We start from the raw sequence: 19,972 nt of genomic DNA, 5'->3' as shown, positions 1-19,972 counted from the left end.
AAGGTGATGGCCCCCACCGGGCCATCACCTGATCGGAAAGGACCTACACAAAGTGGCGAAGCTACGCGTAGGGGTTGTCTCACCCGAGCGTGAGATCTGGTCGGGCGAGGCCGACATGGTGATTGCCAAGACCGTGGACGGCGAGATCGGTATTATGCCGCAACACGCACCTGTTCTCGGCGTCCTCGTCGAGGGCGGCGTGCTGCGCGTGAAGCGGGAGGGCGAGGGGGACCTCGTGGCGGCCGTTCATGGTGGGTTCATCTCCGTGGCCGACAATGAGGTGTCCGTGCTCGCCGAGGTGGCCGAGCTCGGTTCCGAGGTCGACGTCGCGGCTGCCCGCGACGCTCTCGACCGGGCCCAGGCCTCGATCGAGGCCAACCAGGAAGACGCCGACGCGGCGATCGAGGCCAAGCGTGCCAGGGCCCGGCTGCGCGCGGCCGGCGAAGAGGTATAGCAGAACACGTTCAGGGGGCGGCATGGTAGCTACGGTTGTGACAGTCCTGGTGCTGCTGGCCGCCCTCGTGGTGTTGCGCGCTGTCATGCTGGTCCGTTCGCGCGGGAGCGTACCCTGTCGCCTGAGGGTGGGAAGCGCCGCCTGGCGCAGCGGGGTGGCCCGCTACGCCGACGGGGAGCTCCACTGGATTCCCCTCCTGGGCATCCGGCTGAGGCCGCGCCACGCGATTGCGAGGCGCGGCCTTGTTGTTTCCGCCCGTCGCGAGATCGGCGACGGGCTCTACGCCGTCGACTGCGGTGGGAGCACGCAAGACGTCTCGCTCGCGATGAGCGCGGACGCGCTCACGGGCTTCCTGGCCTGGCTGGAGTCCGCGCCGCCCAGCGCGTACCTGGATGTGGCCTGACGGGTAGGGCGGCAGCCCGATGAAGCAGGTTTCTCATTCGCGCGTCCCGCCCGGCTTCCAGAGGATCTCGTTGCCCGCATGGGCGACCCGGCACGCGATGAACAGCAGGTCCGAGAGGCGGTTGAGGTATTTCGCCGTCAGCACGTTCATGTCGTCGTGCGCCTGCAGCGCCGTCCAGGCCGAGCGCTCCGCTCTGCGGACGGTGACCCGCGCCACGTGCAGCGCCGCGGTGGCCGGATCGCCGCCGGGCAGGATGAAACTCCGCAGCGGCTTGAGCCCGGCGTTGAAGCGGTCGCACTGCTCTTCCAGCCAGTCGATGTACGACTGCTCCACCCGCAGGGGCGGGAACTCCGGGTCGTCGACGACCGGCGTGGCCAGGTCGGCCCCCAGATCGAACAACTCGTTCTGGACCCGGACCAGGACCTCCACCAGATCGGCCGGCAGCGTTCCGTGCGAGAGCGCCACGCCCAGGTGGGCGTTGGCCTCCTCGACGTCGGCGTAGGCGGCCAGCCGCGGATCGGTCTTCGAAGCGCGGCTCATGTCGCTCAGCGCGGTGGTGCCGTCGTCGCCGGTGCGGGTGTAGATGCGGGAGAGGACGACCGGCTTGTCCTTGTCGGCGCGCGTCATGGGCTCAGCGTACTCATGACAAATGTCATCCGGATCGGACGCGGTATCCACATGGGCCCGGTGATTTCCGCGACTACCAGCGCGAACCGCAGGAAGGCCACTATTGACCCATGATGAAGGAGAGGACCTGATGCTCGAGATCAGCGAGCTGCGCAAGCGCTTCGCGGGCGGCCCCGACGCCCCTGGCGGCAAGGTCGCCCTTGATGGGATCAGCTTCGCCGTGCGGCCGGGGGAGATGTTCGGGTTCGTCGGCGCGAACGGCGCCGGTAAGACGACGACGATGCGCATCGTCATGGGCGTGCTCCAGGCGGACTCCGGGTCCGTGAGCTGGCAGGGCAAGCGGCTCGACTACGACGTGCGGCGCCGCTTCGGCTACATGCCGGAGGAGCGCGGCCTGTACCAGAAGATGCGGGTCGCCGAGCAGATCGAGTACTTCGGGCGCCTGCACGGGCTCAGCCCGGCGGCCGCCAAGAAGGCCACCGACGACCTGCTGGAGCGGCTGGGCGTGGCCGAGCGCAGGAACGACGCGGTGCAGGCGCTGTCGCTGGGCAATCAGCAGCGTGTGCAGCTGGCCGTGGCGCTGGTGCACGACCCCGAGGTGCTGGTGCTGGACGAGCCGTTCTCCGGGCTCGACCCGATCGCGGTGGACGCGCTGGCCACGGCGCTGCAGGAGCGGTGCAGGGGCGGGGTGCCGGTGATCTTCTCCAGCCACCAGCTGGAGCTGGTCGAGCGGCTGTGCGACTCGGTCGGCATCGTCGCGGCCGGCCGGATGGTGGCCACGGGCACGGTGGCCGATCTGCGGGCGGAAGAGGGCAACACGCTGCGGGTGGTCGTCCGCGATCCCGCTCCGGGCTGGGCGGACGGCTTGCCCGGTACGGTCACCGTGAGCGGTGACCGGCACGTCCTGCGTACGGCCGGCGGCGACGACCAGGAGGTCCTGCGCCGCGCCATGAAGGCGGGACACGTGGAGCACTTCGGCGTCGAGCAGTCGACCCTCACCGAGATCTTCAAGGAGGCCGTGGCGTGAACGGGTTGATGCTGGTCGCCCGCAGGGAGATCGTCACCCAGCTCCGCACGAAGGCGTTCGTGATCGGCCTGATCATCACCGCCCTGCTGACGGCGGTGATCTCCTTCGCCCCCAGGTTCATGAGCGGCCCGGACTCCTACACTCTGGGCACCGTCAACTCCCAGCAACTGCCGCTGCAGGCCGCCGCGCCCCAGGCCACGTTCGAATGGCGCTCCTTCCCCGACGAGGCCGCGGCCAAGCAGGCGGTGCTGGCAGGTGACGTGGACGCCGTCCTGGTCAACGGCACGAAGGTGCTCACGGACGGCGAGATCGACGCCCAGCTCGGCGTACTCATGCAGAGCGTCAACCGGGAGGTGCGGCTCGGCGCCGTCGGCGTGTCGATCCCGGCGCTGCAGATGGAGTCCGTGGGCGCCGACACGCGCTACGAATCCGCGCGTACCGGGATCGCCTGGGTGCTCACCGTCGTGCTCTTCATGCTGCTCTTCGGACAGGCCGTCGTGGTCGCCATGGGAGTGGTGGAGGAGAAGGGCAGCAGGATCGTGGAGATCCTGCTCTCCTCGCTGCGGCCGTGGCAGCTGCTCGGCGGCAAGATCGTCGGGTTGGGCGTGCTCGGCCTCATCAACCTGGCCACTGTCATCGTCGCGGGCTTCGCCGGGGCCACGGCCTCCGGCATCGCGGCCGACTTCCCGCCCGGCATGCCGGGGCTGGTGGCCGGGGTGCTGGTGTGGTTCGTGCTCGGGTACGCCTTCTTCGCCACCCTGTCGGCGGCGTTCGCCTCGCTGGTCTCGCGCCAGGAGGAGGTCAACAGCGTGCTGACCCCGCTGACCATGGTCATGATGGCCACGTACTTCGTCGCCATCTACGCCGTCAACGATCCCACGGGCACGCTGGCCACGGTCCTGTCGTACGTGCCGCCGTTCTCCTCGATGATCATGCCGGTCCGGATGGCCGCGAGCGAAGTGCCGATGTGGCAGACGGGGCTGTCCATGGCCGCCATGGCGCTGGCTCTGCTGGCGGTGCTGGCCTTCGGCGCCAAGGTGTACGAACGGGCCGTGCTGCGGACGGGCGCCCGCGTGAAGCTCGGCGACGTGCTGCGCGCCCGGTAGATGGACGAGATCGCGCGGGCACGGCGCCTCACCTGGGTGACGCTGATCTTCGGCCTCGCCATCACGTGGTTCCTCATCGGGGTCGGGATCCTCGCGGGAGTCGCCGAAGGACGGCTCTTATGGTGGCGCCTCGTGCCCGCGCTGATCGCCACGGTGTGCTTCACGTGGCTCAGCCGGCGCATCATCGACGCCATCCTGGACCGCCGTTACCCCACCAAGCGGATGGTGTGGGCGGCGGTCCTCGCGCTGATCGCGGCCGGCCTGGGCGGGGCCGATCCGTTCGGGTTCGGTTTCGTGCCCATGTGCTGGCTGTACCTCGCGACGCTCGGCGTCTCCAGGCGTACGGCCGTTCTCCAGTCGCTCGGGGTTTTCGTGGCGACCGTCGGGCTGGGCATGCTCGGCGTGGCGACCGGGGCGAGCGTCATGGCCATCGACGTGTCTCCTGCCGAGCTGCTGGTCTACTACGTTTTGCTGAACGGGCTCTGGTGCGTGATACTGCCGCCGTCCGGGCGGATGTGGGTCTGGATCTGGACGCTGGCCGTACAAGCTCACGAGGGCCGTGAGGCGCACACGCGGCTGGCGCTGGCCGAGGAGCGGCTGCGCTTCGCCAGGGATCTCCATGACCTCGTGGGGCACCAGCTGTCGGCCATCGCGGTCAAGACGGAGCTCGCCGTGCGCCTGTCGGACGGCGATCCGGCGGCGGCCAAGGCCGAGATGGCCGAGATCAACACGCTGACCAGGAAGGCGCTGCGGGAGCTGCGCGAGGCCGTGCGCGGCTACCGCGAGCTCGACCTGGCCGCCGAGCTGGACAGTGTGAAGAGTGTGCTCGAAGCGGCGGGCGTGCGCTGCGAGGTGCACCTGCCCTACCGCGACCTGCCCGCCGGGGTGGCCCCCGTCTTCGCGTACGCGGTGCGCGAGGCGATCACCAACGTGCTCAAGCACAGCACCGCGACGTTCTGTGACATCACCATCCGCTTCACCGAGGAGGAGGCGGAGCTACGCGTACGCAACGACGGCGTGGCCCGGCGGCACACCGATGACCTGGGGAGCGGCCTGACGGGCATGGGGGAGCGGGTGAGCGCCGTGGGCGGCAAGCTGGCCGCCCATCCGACGGGCGACGGAGAGTTCCTGCTCACCGCAGTCGTGTCATTGCCGCTACGTGGGTAGAGGACTCATGCAGGGGGTTCACCTCGGCGGGTGCTTCGCGTGGGGGTGTGACTACGCTGTGTGCGTGAATGAGGAGGTGGCATGCGCGTCCGGGGCAATCCGCGGGCTCAGGTGGTGCGGATCGGGGCCAGGCTCGACGCCGGCACGTCGGCCGGGGTGCGCGAGCGGCTGCACAAAGCTCTCGACTCCGGTGAAGGCGACCTGATCCTGGACCTCTCCAAGCTGGAGATGATCGACGCCACCGGTCTCGGGGTGCTCGTGGGGGCGCATCGGCGCGCGCTGAGCGTGCAACGCCGCCTTGTTCTTCGGGGGGTGCCACCGCGGATCATGCGGATCCTGGCGGTGACCCGGCTGAATCGGGTGCTGCATGTGGAGGTTCCGGCTGCTGCGGTGGCCTGAGGTGACATATCCGAGCGGGCGACGATCAGCCGTTGCCCGCTCTTTCTTGACTTAGACAAAATGTAGATTACGGATGGTGCGCATCGGCGACCTATGGCACCGAAAACTGCGCCGAATGCGGATTTATCCGATGTGTGCATGACACGTAACGCCCAGCACGTCAACCGGCTGTGTCGGGGGCCCCCAAGCTCTGGATGAAGATGTGCACGGCCGTGTCCACGAGTTCGTCGATGTGCGGCTGGTCGTCGGTGAGCAGCCATTCGATGAGCAACTCTTGTAACGCGCCAACGACGCCGAGCGCTACGAGCCGCCGATTCGGCGCGGCCTGCGGGAAATCGGAGGAGGCCTCCTCCACGAGCCGGGCAAAGTCCTCTATGGCCCGCTGGCGGGACGTCGTCAGGACATCTCCTGACCTGCGCACCTCCACGTGCATGATGCGGGCCCGGCGCCAGTCGGCCGTTGTGAACTCGATATAGGCGCGAATCCCGGCCTTGACCCTTCCCTCCAGAGTGTTCGGCGCTTCCTGCACCGCTTTGGTCACGACGGCCAGGCTTTCCTCCACACAGCGCTCGTGCAGCGCCTGAAGGAGCTCCTCGCGGCCACCGAAACATTCGTAGAAGGCGCGGTTGGAGATCCGCGCCTCCGAGCAGAGCCTTTCGATGGTCGTCGCCGCGAAACCCGGCTTCGCGTATAGCGTGTACGCGGCTGTCATCAGCCGCTCGCGTCTGTCCGCCAGCCTTTGCTCAGCCGACATCCCCCGGTAAGACCGGTTCACATTCCACCCGTCCAACATGATCGTGGCCCCCAGAGCACACAATTATGGACGGATGATCCGTTTTGGGAAAGGGTAAGAAGATTATCTTTTACGTCGACCGTGCAAGAACGTGACAAGTCTGATCAGTCGCTCAAGATCGGCGGGTCCTCTCGTGAACGATGTCAGGTTCATCCCGGGCATCGCGAACCGCTGCCGGGAGATCGCTTTGGGCCTGGCGAACTCGCGTAGTCCGTCGGCTCCGTGGATGCGCCCGAAGCCCGAATCGCCCACGCCGCCGAACGGCAGCGCCGGGACGCCGGCGAACGAGATGACCGAGTTGATGGCCGTCATTCCGCTCCGCATCATGCGGGCCAGCTCCATGGCCCGGCGGACGTTCTTCGAGAACACCGTCCCACCCAGGCCATACGCGGAGGCGTTGGCCAGCTGCAGCGCCTCCTGGGCGTCACGGGTGCGGCGGACGGTGATCGTCGGCCCGAACGTCTCCTCGCGCACCGCGGGGGAGTCCTCGGGCACGTCCTCGACGATCACCGGGTCCACGTACGGCGCGCGCACGGATCCGGGGCCGCCCGTCACGACCTTGCCCGACTTGGCGGCATCGTCTATGTGCCGCTTGATTATGTCCACCTGACCTGGCATGGTGATCGGCCCGTAGTCCTCGCCGGCCCGCACCTTCGCCACCCGGTCGGACAGCTCGCGCATGAAACTTTCATAGACCGCGTCCACGACATAGACCCGCTCGACGCCCACGCACGTCTGCCCGGCGTTGGACATCGCTCCCCACAGGCAGGCGTCCGCGGCCCTGGCCACGTCGGCGTCGGCGTCCACGATGAACGCGTCCTTGCCGCCGCACTCGGCCACGATCGGGGTGAGGTTCTCGGCGCAGGCCGCCATGACCCGCTTGGCCGTGGCGGTCGAGCCGGTGAAGGCGACCTTTCGTACGCGTGGATCGCCCGCCAGCGCCGCGCCCGTCTCGCCCAGCCCGGTCACGGTCTGGAACACCGGGTGCTCGGGCACCGCCTCGGTGAACAACTCCGCCAGTCGCACGCCCACGCCTGGGGTCAGTTCGCTCGGCTTGAACACGACCGCGTTGCCGGCCGCGAGCGCGTACGCGATGGAGCCCATGGGGGTGAAGACCGGGTAGTTCCATGGGCCGATCACGGCTACGACGCCGAGTGGGAGGTATTCGAGCGTGGCGGCCAGGTTGAGGCCGATCATGCCGGTGTTGACCCGGCGGCGGCCGAGCACTTTCTGGGCGTTGCGGGCCGCCCAGTCGATGTGCGTGATCGCCAGCACGATCTCCAGCGTGGCGTCGCCCACCGGCTTGCCGGTCTCCTCGTGGACCAGGGCGGCGAGCTCACGCAGGTGCCGGGTGACGACGGCCTTGTAGTCGAGCAGGCGGCGTCGCCGCTCGCCGTGCCCCAGCCCCGCCCACCAGACAGCCGCCTCGTCGGCTCGGCCGACGGCCTCGTGCACGGCGTCGGGGCCCTGGTTGGGGTGGCTGCCGACGATCCCGCCGGTCGCCGGGTTGAGTGAGTCGAACGAGAGCGTGGTCATGGCGTCACGATAGACCGGTAAGGCAATGCTTACTAGATCCGGCCCCTGGTCAAGGGACCGGCCGCCACATGGTCCAGATGGGCGGGCCGCCGGGCAGCTCGAAGCGCGACGTGACCGCGAAGCCGTGTTTTTCGTAGAACGGCACGTTGGACTCTTTGCTGCTCTCCAGGTACGTCGGCATCCGCTCGGCGTCGCACCGGGCCAGGCCGGTCCGCAGCAGGGCGCCGCCCACGCCCGCGCCCTGCCGTTCCGGCACGGTGCCCAGCTGGGCCAGATACCAGAACGGCTGCTCGGGCCGCCGTTTGCCGAGCTCCTCGTCCAGCAGCATCCCGTACGAGACACGATTCCCCATGGCCGCCATGAAGCCCGCGATCGCGCCCTCCGGATAGTCGGGCTGGTGCCGTGGCGGGTCCCACAGCGCGACCCCCGCCAGCGAGCCGTCCTCGTCCACGGCCACCTCGGTGAGCTCATGCGTGTACCGGGCGAGCGTGGTGAACATCAGCGCCGCGTCCTTGCCTTCGCCCAGCAGCCAGTTGATCACCGGGTCGTCGCGGAACGCCCTGGCCAACGCGACACCGACCGCCTCGGCCTCGCGGGTCACATCCGCGCCCCGAATCTCCATGAGGTCACCTCTCCCCCATCCACGGTCCGCAGAACCTGGCGAAGGGCAAGACGGGCGCGCGTAACGGCGGGCCACCGCTGTCAGAGGCCGTTCCCCTGGAGGGCCCTGCCCATGGTCGCGCTCGCACGGGGCTCCGCTGGTCACGCAAGCTGCCGCTCTCCGCCCCAGGCTCGCCGCGCCTGCTTATGGTCGCGCTCGCACGGGGCTCCGCTGGTCACGCAAGCTGCCGCTCTCCGCCCCAGGCTCGCCGCTCCGGCAGCCGAAGTACGGCGGGTGGCCGACCACGGCAACGCGTAAAAGGTCAGAAGAGGGTGGGGTTTTCGGGTTCGATGCCGCGGAGGGTGTCGTAGTCCAGGGTGACGCAGTCGATCCCTCTGTCGGTCGCCAGCACTCTCGCCTGGGGCTTGATCTCCTGGGCGGCGAAGATGCCGCGGACGGGGGAGATCAGGGGGTCACGATTCAACAGCTCCAGATACCGGGTGAGCTGCTCCACGCCGTCGATCTCCCCCCGGCGCTTGATCTCGACCGCCACGGTCGCGCCCAGGGCGTCGCGGCAGAGGATGTCCACCGGACCGATCGCCGTCATGTACTCCCGGCGGATCAGCGAATATCCCTCACCCAGGGTCGTGATGTGCTCGGCGAGCAACTCCTGCAGGTGAGCCTCCACGCCGTCCTTGATCAGCCCGGGGTCGACGCCCAGCTCGTGGCTGGAGTCGTGGAGGATCTCGGCCATGGTCAGGACCAGTTTCTCGCCGGTCTTGCCGTGGGTGACCGTCCAGGTTTCGCCGTCCTCCTTGAGCTTGCACGGCGGATTCATCCAGTTGAGCGGCTTGAAGGCGCGATCGTCCGCGTGAATGCTCACGCTGCCGTCCGCCTTGATGAGAACGAGCCTCGGCGCCATCGGCAAGTGCGCCGTGAGCCGTCCAACGTAATCCACGCTGCATCGCGCGATGACCAGCCGCATGACGACCCACCTTAGCGGCTCTGGAAAACTGGACGCATGGCGTTCGAACGGTCTGCACCCAGCGCGGCATGAGTCCCCGCCGCGCCCGCCGAAGGGAGTCCTCCCGCCCTTTCGGCTTCCCGACCGGCCTGGACAAGGTGGAGGAATGGGCGGACGGCGAGTGGAAGGTACGTATGCTCACCGGCGCCTCGTCGGCCAAGGACTACCGCTGTCCAGGCTGTGACCAGGAGATCCGCCGCGGCCAGCCGCACCTCGTGGCCTGGCCCAACTGGGCGGGAGGCGACGAGGAGCGCCGCCACTGGCACCCGGCCTGCTGGCGTAAGAGACTGGACCGCGGCCCCGGCCGCAGCCGCTATTGAAAGGACCCCCAAGGTTGGAGATTCGTGCGGCGACCGTGCTGCCGGCCAGGCGCGAGCCGATCGAGCTGCACACGGGTGACGGCCTGACCCTGGTCGGTGAGCTGGCCCTGCCGCAGGACCGGCCGCCCGTGGCGACGCTGGTGACCCTGCACCCGCTGCCCACCCACGGCGGCTTCATGGACAGCCACGTCTACAAGAAGGCGGCCAACCGCCTGCCGGCACTCGCCGACCTGGCCGTGCTGCGCTTCAACACCCGCGGCACGTCGTCGGAGCGCGGCGCCTCGGAGGGCACGTTCGACGGGGGCGAGGGGGAGCGGTTCGACGTGGCGGCGGCGCTGGAGTACGCCGAATACCACGACCTGCCGCACGTCTGGGTGATCGGCTGGTCGTTCGGGACCGAGCTGACGCTCAAGTGGGCCCACGACCCGCTGGTCGAGGGTGCGATCCTGCTGTCGCCGCCGCTGCACCGGGCCACCGACGACGATCTGGACGCGTGGGCGCGGTTCGGGCGGCCGCTGACGGCGCTGGTGCCGGAGTTCGACGACTATCTGCGGCCGGAGGAGGCCCGCACGCGGTTCGCGCGGGTGCCGCAGGCGGAGGTCGTCGGGGTGGACGGTGCCAAGCACCTCTGGGTGGGGGAGCCGTACGTGCGCATCGCGCTGAACGAGATCGTCAAGCGCGTCAACCCGGCGGCGTGGCCGCTCCCGACGGAGATATGACGGATATTTCCACCTAAAGCGGTGCGTTGAAGGATTTTTTGAGCAGAATGCGCAGAAGTCTGGACCGCTGCCATGGCCGGGGTGAGAATCCGATCGTCAACCGAAGATCGAGGAGACGCCGGGCGGTCCTCCGTTCCGCGCGTAACCCCAGCTCACCATGGGCGAGGACAGATGCGGGTTGTGCGTGTTCTAGGTGCGGCGGCGTTGGCGTTACCGATCGTCATGATCCCCTGGGGCCCGGTCGCCGTCGCGGAGACACCGGCGACGGTCTCTTCTGAGCGGGACGCGGCGGCCTCTCCTGAGCGGGACGCGGCCGCCCAGGCCCGGCGGGACAACAAGCCCGTCGAGGTGGCCGCGCTGACGAACGAGACCCGCCGGGTCGTCGTCAAGCCCGACGGCACCTACACCCTGGAGCAGCACGTCCGCCCGGTACGCGTCCGCAAGGACGGCCGCTGGGTCCCCGTCGACACCACGCTCCGCCTGCGCCCGGACGGCGCGGTGGAGCCGGTCGCCGCGGCGGTCGGGCTGACGTTCTCCGGCGGCGGTGACGCCCGGCTCGCCCGTTTGTCGCGGGGTGCCAAGTCCCTGGAGCTCGGCTGGCCGGGCACGTTGCCCCAGCCGACGCTGAGCGGCGACACCGCCACCTATCCCGAGGTGATGCCGGGCGTGGACCTCCAGGTCACCGCGGACGTGGACGGCTTCTCCCACGTCCTGGTGGTCAAGTCACGGGCCGCCGCGGCGACCCTGACCGAGCTGACGTTCCCGCTCGCCTCTCATGGCCTGTCGGTGAAGGCGGACAAGGCGGGCAACATCGAGGCCGCGGACACGAACGGCGGCACGATCTTCATTGCCCCCACCCCCAAGATGTGGGACTCCGAGGGCATCACGAGCCCGCAGGCGCTCAAGGAAGGCCGCTCCCCGGAGGCGCGGGAAGCCAGGATGGGCGTGGAGCTCACGGGCAGGCAACTGCGGCTCAAGCCTGACCAGAAGATGCTGGCGGACCCGAAGACCAAGTTCCCGGTCTATCTGGACCCGTACTTCTCGGCCGCCCGCGGCTCGTGGACGGCGATCTGGAGCAACTGGCCCAACTCCAACTACCTCAACTCCAGCGACGTCGCCCGCGTCGGCCGCATCAGCTCTTCCCAGGCGAACCGCTCGTTCTTCCAGATGAACACCGGCACGACCATCCACGGCAAGCAGATCATCAAGGCGACGCTGCGCACGTACGAGACGTGGTCGTACTCGTGCAGCGCCCGCAAGGTGGAGGCCTGGGGGACCGGCGCGATCAGCAAGAGCACCACCTGGAACAACCCGCCGGCCAAGACCAGGTTGCTCTCCACCGTCAACGTGGCCAAGGGCTACAGCTCGTCCTGCCTGCCCGGCGGTGTGGAGTTCGACGTCACGTCGTGGGCCGTCGACGCCGCCGCCAAGAAATGGGCCACGATGACCATCGGTCTCTATGCCACCAGCGAGACCGACGTCTGGGCCTGGAAGAAGTTCAGGAACAACCCGAGCCTGGTCATCGAGTACAACTCCATCCCCACCGCCCCGGTCGCCGCCGACGTGTGGTCCGATCCGGGTGGCGCGTGCGGCTCGGGCGACACGCGGCCGGTCATCAGCGCCGCCACGCCGAAGCTCTGGGCCAGGCTGAAGGACGCCGACAACTCGGTCAAGGGCCACTTCGAGTGGTGGTCGGCGGCCGGGGTGAAGCTGGGCGAGCACGTCACGGCCCTGGGATCGAGCGGCACCGCCTTCTACGCCACCGTCCCGCAGGGCGCGTACGCCGACGGCGCGCAGATCCGCTGGCGCGTGCGGGCCCAGGACGGCAAGGCCGACAGCGCGTGGAGCCCGTGGTGCGAGGCGACCGTGGACTCCACGGCGCCCGGCAAGGAACCGCAGGTCACCTCGTCCCAGTACGCGGAGAACACCTGGAACGACGGCGTGGGCCTGGCGGGTGCGTTCACGTTCGCGCCCAACGGCGTCACCGACGTGGCCGCCTACGTCTACGGGCTCGACACCACGCCCGGCACGCAGGTCGCGCCCGGCGCCGACGGCACGGCCACGATCCAGCTCACGCCCCGCCACGACGGCCCCAACGTCCTGTCGGTACGCAGCAAGGACCGCGCGGGCCAGCTCGGCCCGATCCGCACGTACGTGTTCAACGTCAACTCCGGCAAGGCCCCGAGCGGCCACTGGGCCCTGGACGAGGGCGGGGGCCCAGTGGCCGGGGACGCCGCGAACACCCATCCCGCCACCCTGTACGGCGCCACGTGGACGACAGGCAGGACCGGATCGGGGCTGAGACTCGCCAACGCCTACGCCCAGACCTCCGGCCCTGTCACGGACACCTCACGCAACTTCACCGTCACCGCCTGGGCCCGCCTGACCGGCACGGCCGCCACGTCCACGCTCGTCACCCAGGAAGGCACGCGGACGGGCGGTTTCGCCCTGCAGTACGCCAAGGCCGACGACCGCTGGGCGCTCACCCGGGCGGGGACCGACGCCGACAACGCCGCCACGGTGCGCGCGCTGTCCGCGGCCGCGCCGAGGCTGAACGAATGGACCCACCTGGCCGGCGTCTACGACTCGGCGGCGGGCCAGATCTCGCTCTACGTGAACGGCAGGCTCGAGGGCACGGCCGCCGTCACGCAACCGTGGAATGCCACAGGCCCCCTGACGATCGGCCGCGGAAAGGTCAACGGGGCGGCTTCGGACTACTGGCCCGGGGACGTCGACGAGGTGCGGGTCTACGGCCGCGCCATGTTCGCCGACGAGGTCGCCGATCTGGTCAACAGCGCTGCCACGCTGGTCGGCCACTGGAAGCTGGACGAGGAGTCCGGCTCGTCGGCGGCCGACTCCTCGGGCCGGGCGACAGCTGCGACGCTGTCCGGAGCCGCCTCGTGGACGTCAGGATGGCTGGACGGCGCTCTCGCGCTCGACGGCGTCAACGGCCACGCACAGACGACCACCCCCGCGATCGGCACCAGGACGAGCTTCACCGTCACCGCCTGGACCCAGCTCGACTACCTGCCCGCCGCCGACACGGCGGCCGTCTCGCAGCCGGGCAGCCGGGCCGCGGGCTTCCAGCTCGGCTTCGACAAGGCACAGGGCCGGTGGGTGCTCGGCATGGCCGCCGCCGACACCGATACCGCCGCCCTCGTACGCACTCCCTCCGACGCCATCCCCAACCCGCTGGAGTGGACCCACCTCGCCGGCGTGTACGACGCGCTCGCCGGTGAGCTCCGGATCTACGTCAACGGCCGCCTGGCCACCACCACCGTCACCGCTCACCTGAGCGCATGGAACGCCACCGGCCCGCTGCAACTGGGCCGGACCAAGGCCGCGGGCGTCTTCACCGGCTACTGGCCGGGGAGCGTCGACGACGTCCGCACGTACGACGGCGTGTTGAGCGCCGAGCAGATCGCCCAGCTAGCAGCCCAGTAGTTCCCGACCAGCACCCCCGACTGGGAGAGGTTCATGGACCTGCCGAGTGAGTTAGAGCTGCCCGAATCCCGCTGGAACCGACATCAGCAACCCGACGAACCGGACATTCCCGACTCCTCCTGGAACCGTTTCCTGGAGGCCAAGCCCGAATCCCCTTGGCCGCGCCGGCTGGCGGCCGTCCTCTCGATCGTCCTGGTCGTGCCCCTGACGTACGCCATGCCCGCGTCTGCCGCCTCCCGCCCGGCCCCCACGCCGCAGAAGGAGGCACCGGTCAAGGGCACCAAGGTGCCGGTCCTGCCCCCGTTGGCCGATCCCGTGCAGAAACAGGCGTGGCAGGCGCCACCAGGCATCACCTGGCCCAAGACACGGAAGGCGGAGCTGGGCGGGGCCGCCGCCACGACTCTGGCCGCGGACTTCCCCGTGCGACTCGCCGCGCGGACAACAGCGCGGGAAACAGCGGCCGGGGCCGACCCGGTGAGCGTGGAACTGCTCGACACCGACCGGCTCGGCCTGGCGATGCGCGTGTCGCCGGGTCAGGGCGTCGCGGTGGCCAAGGCGGCGAAGAAGACCCGCCTGGAGATCGACTATTCGGGCTTCCGCTACGCCTACGGCGGCGACTACGGCGCCCGCCTCCGGATGGTCAAGCTGGAGGAGTGCGCGCTCACCGACGCCGCCGGCTGTCCTGCGCCCCAGCCGGTCAAGAGCGACAACAACCCGAGAAACGGCACGCTGACCGCCGAGGTCGAGACGAGCGGCCTCTACGCGGTGACAGCCGCCGCCTCGGGCCCCTCCGGCGACCACTCGGCCACCTCACTGGCCCCCTCCGCCGACTGGAGCGTCGGCACCCAGACCGGCGACTTCACCTGGGGCTACGACATGCGTACGCCACCCGCGCTGGGCGGCGACGAGCCGGAGATCTCCCTCGGCTACTCCTCCCAGAGTGTGGACGGCCGCACCGTCTCCACCAACAACCAGGCGTCCTGGGCCGGTGAGGGCTTCGAGCTCAACCCCAGCGGCTACGTCGAGCGCCGCCACAAGTCGTGCATGATCGACGGCAAGAAGACCGGCGACCTGTGCTGGGACCAGGACAACGCCACCCTGTCGCTCGGCAACTCGGCCGTCGAGCTCGTCAAGGACGCCACGACCAAGCAGTGGCGGCCCAAGCGCGACGACGGCACCCGCGTCGAGTACCTCACCGGGGCCGCCAACGGCGACAACAACGGCGAGTACTGGCGCGTCACCACCGCCGACGGCACCCAGTACACCTTCGGCCTGAACCGCCTGCCCGGGTGGGCGAGCGGCAAGCCGGAGACCAAGTCCGTCCAGACGGTGCCGGTGTTCGGCAACAACAGCGGCGAACCCTGCTACAACAGCACCCCGGCCAACGCCTGGTGCCAGCAGGCGTACCGGTGGAACCTCGACTACTCCGTGGACACCCACGGCAACGCGACCACCTACTGGTACGAGCGCGAGACCAACTACTACGGCCGCAACATGAAGCCGGAGCTGGGCACCCAGTACGTACGCGGCGCCTACCTCACCCGCATCGACTACGGCTACCTCCAGAACGAGCTGTTCACCAAGGCCCCGGCGGCCCGCGTGGTGTTCGAGGTGGCCGAGCGCTGCCTGCCCAGCGGCACCGTCACCTGCGCCCCCGACCAGCTCAAGAAGGAGACCGCGAGCCACTGGCCGGATGTGCCGTTCGACCAGATCTGCGACGCGGGCGTGAAGTGCATCGACCGCCTGGCGCCGACGTTCTTCACGCGCAAGCGGCTCACCAAGGTCACCACCCAGATCAACAACGGCTCCGGCCAGTACAACCCGGTGGACTCTTGGTCGCTCACCCATCAGTTCCCGGCGACGGGTGACGGCCTCAGCCCCTCGCTGTGGCTGGCCTCGGTCCAGCAGACCGGCCACGTGGGCGGCACGATCACGCTGCCCAAGGTCACGTTCGTCGGCGTCCAGCTCCCCAACCGGGTGGACGCCAACGAGGGCCGCGCCCCGCTGGTCAAGTGGCGCGTACAGGCCATCAACAACGAGTCCGGCGGCGAGCTGCGCGTGAACTACGCCCCCGCCGACTGCAAGCCGGGCGACGTGCCGGTGGCGGACAAGAACAACCGGCTGTGCTTCCCGCAGCGCTGGTCACCGCCGGCCGAGTCGGAGGTGACCGACTGGTTCCACAAGTACGTGGTCGCGCAGACGATCGAGGTGGACCGCGTCGCGGGCTCGCCGGGCGTGGTCACCAGCTACGAGTACCTGGACGGCGCCGCCTGGCACTACGCCGACAACATCCTCGTCAAGCCCGAGCACCGCACGTGGTCGGACTTCCGCGGCTTCGGCCGGGTGCGGGTCCGCGAAGGCGACGGGCAGGACACCAAGCGCACGCTCACCGAGGTCCGTTACTTCCGCGGCATGCACGGCGACAAGCAGGCCGACGGCTCCAGGCGCACCGCGCAGGTGGAGGACTCCGAGGGCGTCAAGGTGGACGACCTCGACCAGTACTCCGGGTTCGAGCGCGAGGAGATCACCTACGACGGGGACGGCGGCGCCATCCTGTCCGCGACCGTCGAGCAGCCGTGGTCGCTGAAGACCGCCGAGTCCACGCAAGGGGGCGTGACCAAGGTCGCGCACATGGTCGAGCCGAAGTCCATGGTGACCCGTACCGCGCTGGCCGGCGGCACGTGGCGGCGTACCGGCGAGGAGCGCGCATACGACGCCAAGGGCCTGCTCACTCAGGTGGAGGAGAAGGGTGACCTGGCCACGTCCGAGGACGACCAGTGCATCCGCTACACCTACGCCCGCAATGACGCGAGCTGGATGCTCGACTACACCAGCCGCGTCCAGAAGGTGGCCGCGAGCTGCGGCACCGCCGTGTCCACGCTGGCCGCCGGTGAGGTGATCTCCGACGAGAAGGTCGGGTACGACGGCCAGGCGTTCGGCCAGGCCCCGAGCAAGGGCGACGTGACCTCGGTCCAGCAGCTCGTCTCCGGGGACGGAACGACGATCACCGACAGCACCCACACCTACGACGCCTACGGCCGCGAGACCAGCGAGACCGACGCGGTCGGCACCAAGTCCACCACCACCTACACCCCCGCCGCGGGCGCCCCGCCGACCGAGATCACGCAGACCAACCAGCTCGGCCACACCGAGCGCACCCAGGTCAACCCGGCCTGGGGCGAGCCGGTCGCCGAGGTCGACGCGAACAACCGCCGCATCGACATGGAGTACGACGCGCTCGGCCGCCTGGTCAAGGTCTGGCAGGCGGACCGCAGCAAGGCCGCCGGGCAGTCGCCCAGCACCGAGTACTCCTACGTGATCCGCACCGACGGCCCCAGCGTCGTCACCACCAAGACGCTGAACGCGGACGGCACGTACTCCGCCAGCCACGAGCTGTACGACGGCCTGATGCGCGAGCGCCAGACCCAGGAGCCCGCGCCCAGGGACGAGCAGACGCAGGACCCGGCGCTGCGCGACGGGCGCACGATCACCGACACCCTCTACAACTCGCTGGGCCAGCGGAGCAAGGCCAACACCGGCTTCTTCGCCACCGGCACCCCGTCCACCGACCTGCTCGGCGTCGCCGACGCCGACGTCCCCACGCAGGTCGTGTCGGCCTTCGACGGGACGGGTGATGTCAACGCCCAGATCCTCAAGACGAAGGGCGTGGAGAAGTACCGGGTCAGCACCGTGCAGGAGGGCGACCGGATCCACGTGACGCCGCCGCCCGGCGGCACCGCCACCACCCGCATCGGAGACTCCCAGGACCGGCTCGTCGAGCTGCGCCAGTACAAGGGCGCCACCCCCACGGGCGCGTACGAGTCCACCAAGTACACCTACGACCACGCCGGACGCCTGTCCACGGTGACCGACTCGGCCGGGAACGTATGGCGTTACCACTACGACCTGCGCGGCCGGCAGATCAAGGCGGAGGACCCCGACAAGGGCGTCACCACCATGACCTACAACGACGCCGACGAGCTGGTCAGCACCACCGACGCCCGCGGCAGGACCCTTTGGTACGTCTACGACGAGCTGGGCCGTAAGAAGGAGCTGCGTGACGGCTCCGCGACCGGCCCGCTGCTGGCCGAGTGGAGGTACGACGGGCTGGCCAAGGGCCACATGAACGCCAGCATCCGCTACGTGGGCGGGCAGGCGTACAAGGCGGAGATCAACGCCATCGACGCCGACTACCGCACGCTGCGCCAGACGGTCACCATCCCCGAGCGGGAGGGCAAGCTGGCCGGCTCGTACGTGCTCAACACCCGCTACACGCTCGACGATCAGGTCCAGTCGGTCAGTTTCCCGGCCGGTGGCGGGCTGGCGGATGAATCGGTCGTCTACACCTACGACGGGCTGAGCCAGCCTTCCAAGGTCACCGGCCTGTCGACGTACGTGACCGCGACCCGCTACTCCAAGCTCGGCGAGACCCTGCAGTACGAGCTGGGCACCGGGGGCAAGAAGACCTGGCTCACCTACACCCACGACGAGGCCACCCGCAGGCTGACCAGCATGCGGCTGGACAGGGAGGGCGCCACCGCGACCGATCTCGACCTCAGCTACACCTACGACGCCGTCGGCAACATCACCAAGATCGCCGACAGGGCCGGCGGCCAGGACACGCAGTGTTTCACCTACGACCACCTGCGCCGCCTGACCTCGGCCTGGACGGCCACCGACGACTGCGCCGGCGGGACACCGCAGTCCGGCAAGATCGGCGGCGTGGCCCCGTACGCGGTCAGCTACGCCTACGACTCCACCGGCAACCGGATCAAGGAGACCAGGCACGCCTGGGGCGGCGCGGGCGAGACCGTCCGCGACTACACCTACCCCGCGCCGGGCGCCAAGCAGCCGCATGCCCTGCAGAGCGTCGGGGCGGACCTGTTCGAGTACGACGCGGCGGGCAACACCACCAGGCGCAAGGTCGGCACCTCGGACCAGAGCCTGGTCTGGGACGCCGAGGGCAACCTGGAGTCGGTGACGGAGGCGGGCAAGACGACGTCGTTCGTCTACAGCGCGGACGGCGACCGGCTGATCCGCAAGACAGCGGCCGATGCCACGCTCTACATCGACGACATGGAGCTGCGCTTCGACTTCGCCAAGGACGCCGTCGAGCAGACCCGCTACTACACCATCAACGGCGAGGCCATCGCGGTGCGCACGCCGGACAACCAGGTGTACTTCCTGGCCGGCGACCATCAGGGCACGGCCCAGGCGGCGGTGAACGCCGGGACCGGCGAGCTGGCCGTACGGAGGATGACCCCGTTCGGTGAGAACCGGGGCTCGCCACCGGCGTTCTGGCCGGGGCAACGCGCGTTCGTCGGGGGCACGCAGGATCCGACGACCGGGCTCGTCCACCTGGGCGCCCGCGAGTACGACCCCAAGCACGGCCGATTCCTGTCGGTCGACCCCGTGATCGAGGAGTCGGAGCCGCAGCAGCTCAACGCCTACGCCTACGCCAACAACAGCCCCGTCACCATGACCGACCCCGACGGGCAGCTGTTCTGGTTCGCGGCCGCCATCGCGGCGCGGATCGCGGCCCAGATCATCGCCAGGAGGCTGGCGATGGCCGCCGCCAGGCGGGCGGCCATCGCGGCGGCACGGGCGGCGGCCAGGCGGGCCGCGATCGCGGCGGCCCGGCGGCGCGCTGCCGCCGAGGCCAGGAGGCGTGCGGCGGAGGCGGCCAGGAAGCGGGCCGCGGAAGCGGCTCGCAAGCGTGCCGCCGCGGCGGCCAGGAAGCGCCTCCAAGCGGAGGCCAGGAGAAAGGCGGAACAGAGGGTCAGGAAGGCGGCCACGGCCAGAGCCCAGCGGCGGGCCGCGGCGGCGGCGAGACGAGAGGCGAAGAGGAAGGCCGCCGACGCGCGGGCGGCCAGGCGGGCCGCGCAGGCGGCCAGGGCGCGCAACAGGCGGGCCGGCCGGCTCCCCAGCGGGATCCAGCGGGCGCGGCAGCGTCCGGCGCAGCGGCCGACCAGCCACAGGGCCACCCAGCGGCAGACCCCGCCCAGGGACAGCCGGCAGCCGATGCAGCCGCGGCCGGGGCAGGTCTACCGCAACGACGGCAGCGTCCAGCCGACCCAGTCCTACACCGTCTACCGGGACGGCCGGATGTACCCGGACGGTCCGCCGCCGCAGATGCGGCCCGGCGGCTCCGGCCAGGGTGAGAAGCAGATCTTCCGGCCGGAGAAGATCGAACCGGAGAACACGCGGACGGGCACGATCGCCGAGACCGGCGCTCGTGTCACCCGCTGGATCGACCAGAGCGGCCTGGACGACTTCTTCGGCTTCTTCTTCTGAGTGCGTGGCGGTGCGGGGGCGTGGGGGCCCTCGCACCGCCGCTGCCCTGTCCGCACGA

General features: G+C 69.7%; 15 protein-coding genes. 10 read left to right on the top strand and 5 right to left on the bottom strand.

Annotation, left to right across the window (positions count from 1 at the left end; genetic code table 11):
- Positions 1 to 52: 52 nt before the first annotated feature.
- Both ETD86_RS13995 and ETD86_RS13990 read left to right on the top strand, forming a co-directional pair.
- Positions 53 to 454, top strand: coding sequence for a F0F1 ATP synthase subunit epsilon (locus ETD86_RS13995; protein WP_138666580.1), 402 nt, complete (start codon positions 53 to 55; stop codon positions 452 to 454).
- 22 nt (positions 455 to 476) lie between these two features.
- On the top strand, positions 477 to 857 hold the full coding sequence (locus tag ETD86_RS13990) for a DUF2550 domain-containing protein (RefSeq protein ID WP_138666579.1): 381 nt from the start codon (positions 477 to 479) through the stop codon (positions 855 to 857).
- Between the two features lie 33 nt (positions 858 to 890).
- Here the strand turns inward: ETD86_RS13990 and ETD86_RS13985 are convergent, their stop codons facing one another.
- The gene (locus ETD86_RS13985) at positions 891 to 1,484 is read right to left on the bottom strand and encodes a cob(I)yrinic acid a,c-diamide adenosyltransferase (protein WP_138666578.1); all 594 of its coding nucleotides are present in this window, start codon (positions 1,482 to 1,484) and stop codon (positions 891 to 893) included.
- A 130-nt stretch (positions 1,485 to 1,614) separates the two neighbouring features.
- Between ETD86_RS13985 and ETD86_RS13980 the strand changes: the two genes are divergently transcribed.
- From ETD86_RS13980 to ETD86_RS13965, 4 genes are all read left to right on the top strand, one after another.
- The gene (locus ETD86_RS13980; RefSeq protein WP_138666577.1) at positions 1,615 to 2,511 is read left to right on the top strand and encodes an ABC transporter ATP-binding protein; all 897 of its coding nucleotides are present in this window, start codon (positions 1,615 to 1,617) and stop codon (positions 2,509 to 2,511) included.
- Entirely contained in the window at positions 2,508 to 3,617 is a 1,110-nt protein-coding gene (locus tag ETD86_RS13975) for an ABC transporter permease (protein WP_138666576.1), read from the top strand. Before ETD86_RS13980 ends, ETD86_RS13975 begins: the two co-directional genes overlap by 4 nt.
- The gene (locus ETD86_RS13970) at positions 3,618 to 4,784 is read left to right on the top strand and encodes a sensor histidine kinase (protein WP_138666575.1); all 1,167 of its coding nucleotides are present in this window, start codon (positions 3,618 to 3,620) and stop codon (positions 4,782 to 4,784) included. It begins immediately after the preceding gene.
- Positions 4,785 to 4,865: 81 nt separating this feature from the next.
- A complete protein-coding gene (locus ETD86_RS13965) occupies positions 4,866 to 5,183 on the top strand; it encodes an STAS domain-containing protein (protein ID WP_138666574.1) in 318 nt (105 codons plus the stop codon).
- A 160-nt stretch (positions 5,184 to 5,343) separates the two neighbouring features.
- Here ETD86_RS13965 and ETD86_RS13960 read toward each other — a convergent pair whose 3' ends face one another.
- The 4 genes from ETD86_RS13960 to nucS form a co-directional block, all read right to left on the bottom strand.
- Positions 5,344 to 5,937 (bottom strand): TetR/AcrR family transcriptional regulator, encoded by a 594-nt coding sequence (locus tag ETD86_RS13960; protein WP_138666573.1) that lies wholly within the window; start codon positions 5,935 to 5,937, stop codon positions 5,344 to 5,346.
- 102 nt (positions 5,938 to 6,039) lie between these two features.
- Positions 6,040 to 7,512 (bottom strand): aldehyde dehydrogenase family protein, encoded by a 1,473-nt coding sequence (locus tag ETD86_RS13955; RefSeq protein WP_138666572.1) that lies wholly within the window; start codon positions 7,510 to 7,512, stop codon positions 6,040 to 6,042.
- 49 nt (positions 7,513 to 7,561) lie between these two features.
- Positions 7,562 to 8,134 (bottom strand): GNAT family N-acetyltransferase, encoded by a 573-nt coding sequence (locus ETD86_RS13950; RefSeq protein WP_138666571.1) that lies wholly within the window; start codon positions 8,132 to 8,134, stop codon positions 7,562 to 7,564.
- Between the two features lie 301 nt (positions 8,135 to 8,435).
- Complete coding sequence (nucS, locus tag ETD86_RS13945) at positions 8,436 to 9,098, bottom strand: endonuclease NucS (protein WP_138666570.1); 663 nt, start codon at positions 9,096 to 9,098, stop codon at positions 8,436 to 8,438.
- Between the two features lie 68 nt (positions 9,099 to 9,166).
- Between nucS and ETD86_RS13940 the strand changes: the two genes are divergently transcribed.
- The 4 genes from ETD86_RS13940 (at position 9,167) to ETD86_RS13925 (ending at position 19,914) form a co-directional block, all read left to right on the top strand.
- Positions 9,167 to 9,457, top strand: coding sequence for an ATP/GTP-binding protein (locus ETD86_RS13940; protein ID WP_138666569.1), 291 nt, complete (start codon positions 9,167 to 9,169; stop codon positions 9,455 to 9,457).
- A 14-nt stretch (positions 9,458 to 9,471) separates the two neighbouring features.
- Positions 9,472 to 10,176, top strand: coding sequence for an alpha/beta hydrolase (locus ETD86_RS13935; RefSeq protein ID WP_138666568.1), 705 nt, complete (start codon positions 9,472 to 9,474; stop codon positions 10,174 to 10,176).
- A 204-nt stretch (positions 10,177 to 10,380) separates the two neighbouring features.
- Positions 10,381 to 13,620, top strand: coding sequence for a LamG-like jellyroll fold domain-containing protein (locus ETD86_RS13930; RefSeq protein ID WP_246147896.1), 3,240 nt, complete (start codon positions 10,381 to 10,383; stop codon positions 13,618 to 13,620).
- A gap of 33 nt (positions 13,621 to 13,653) precedes the next feature.
- A complete protein-coding gene (locus ETD86_RS13925) occupies positions 13,654 to 19,914 on the top strand; it encodes an RHS repeat domain-containing protein (RefSeq protein ID WP_138666566.1) in 6,261 nt (2,086 codons plus the stop codon).
- Positions 19,915 to 19,972: the final 58 nt, after the last annotated feature.

It is taken from the genome of Nonomuraea turkmeniaca (genome assembly GCF_005889735.1).
GTDB classification, from domain to species: domain Bacteria; phylum Actinomycetota; class Actinomycetes; order Streptosporangiales; family Streptosporangiaceae; genus Nonomuraea; species Nonomuraea turkmeniaca.
Note: the sequence above shows the minus strand (reverse complement) of the source record. Positions and strands in the feature narration are given on the sequence as shown.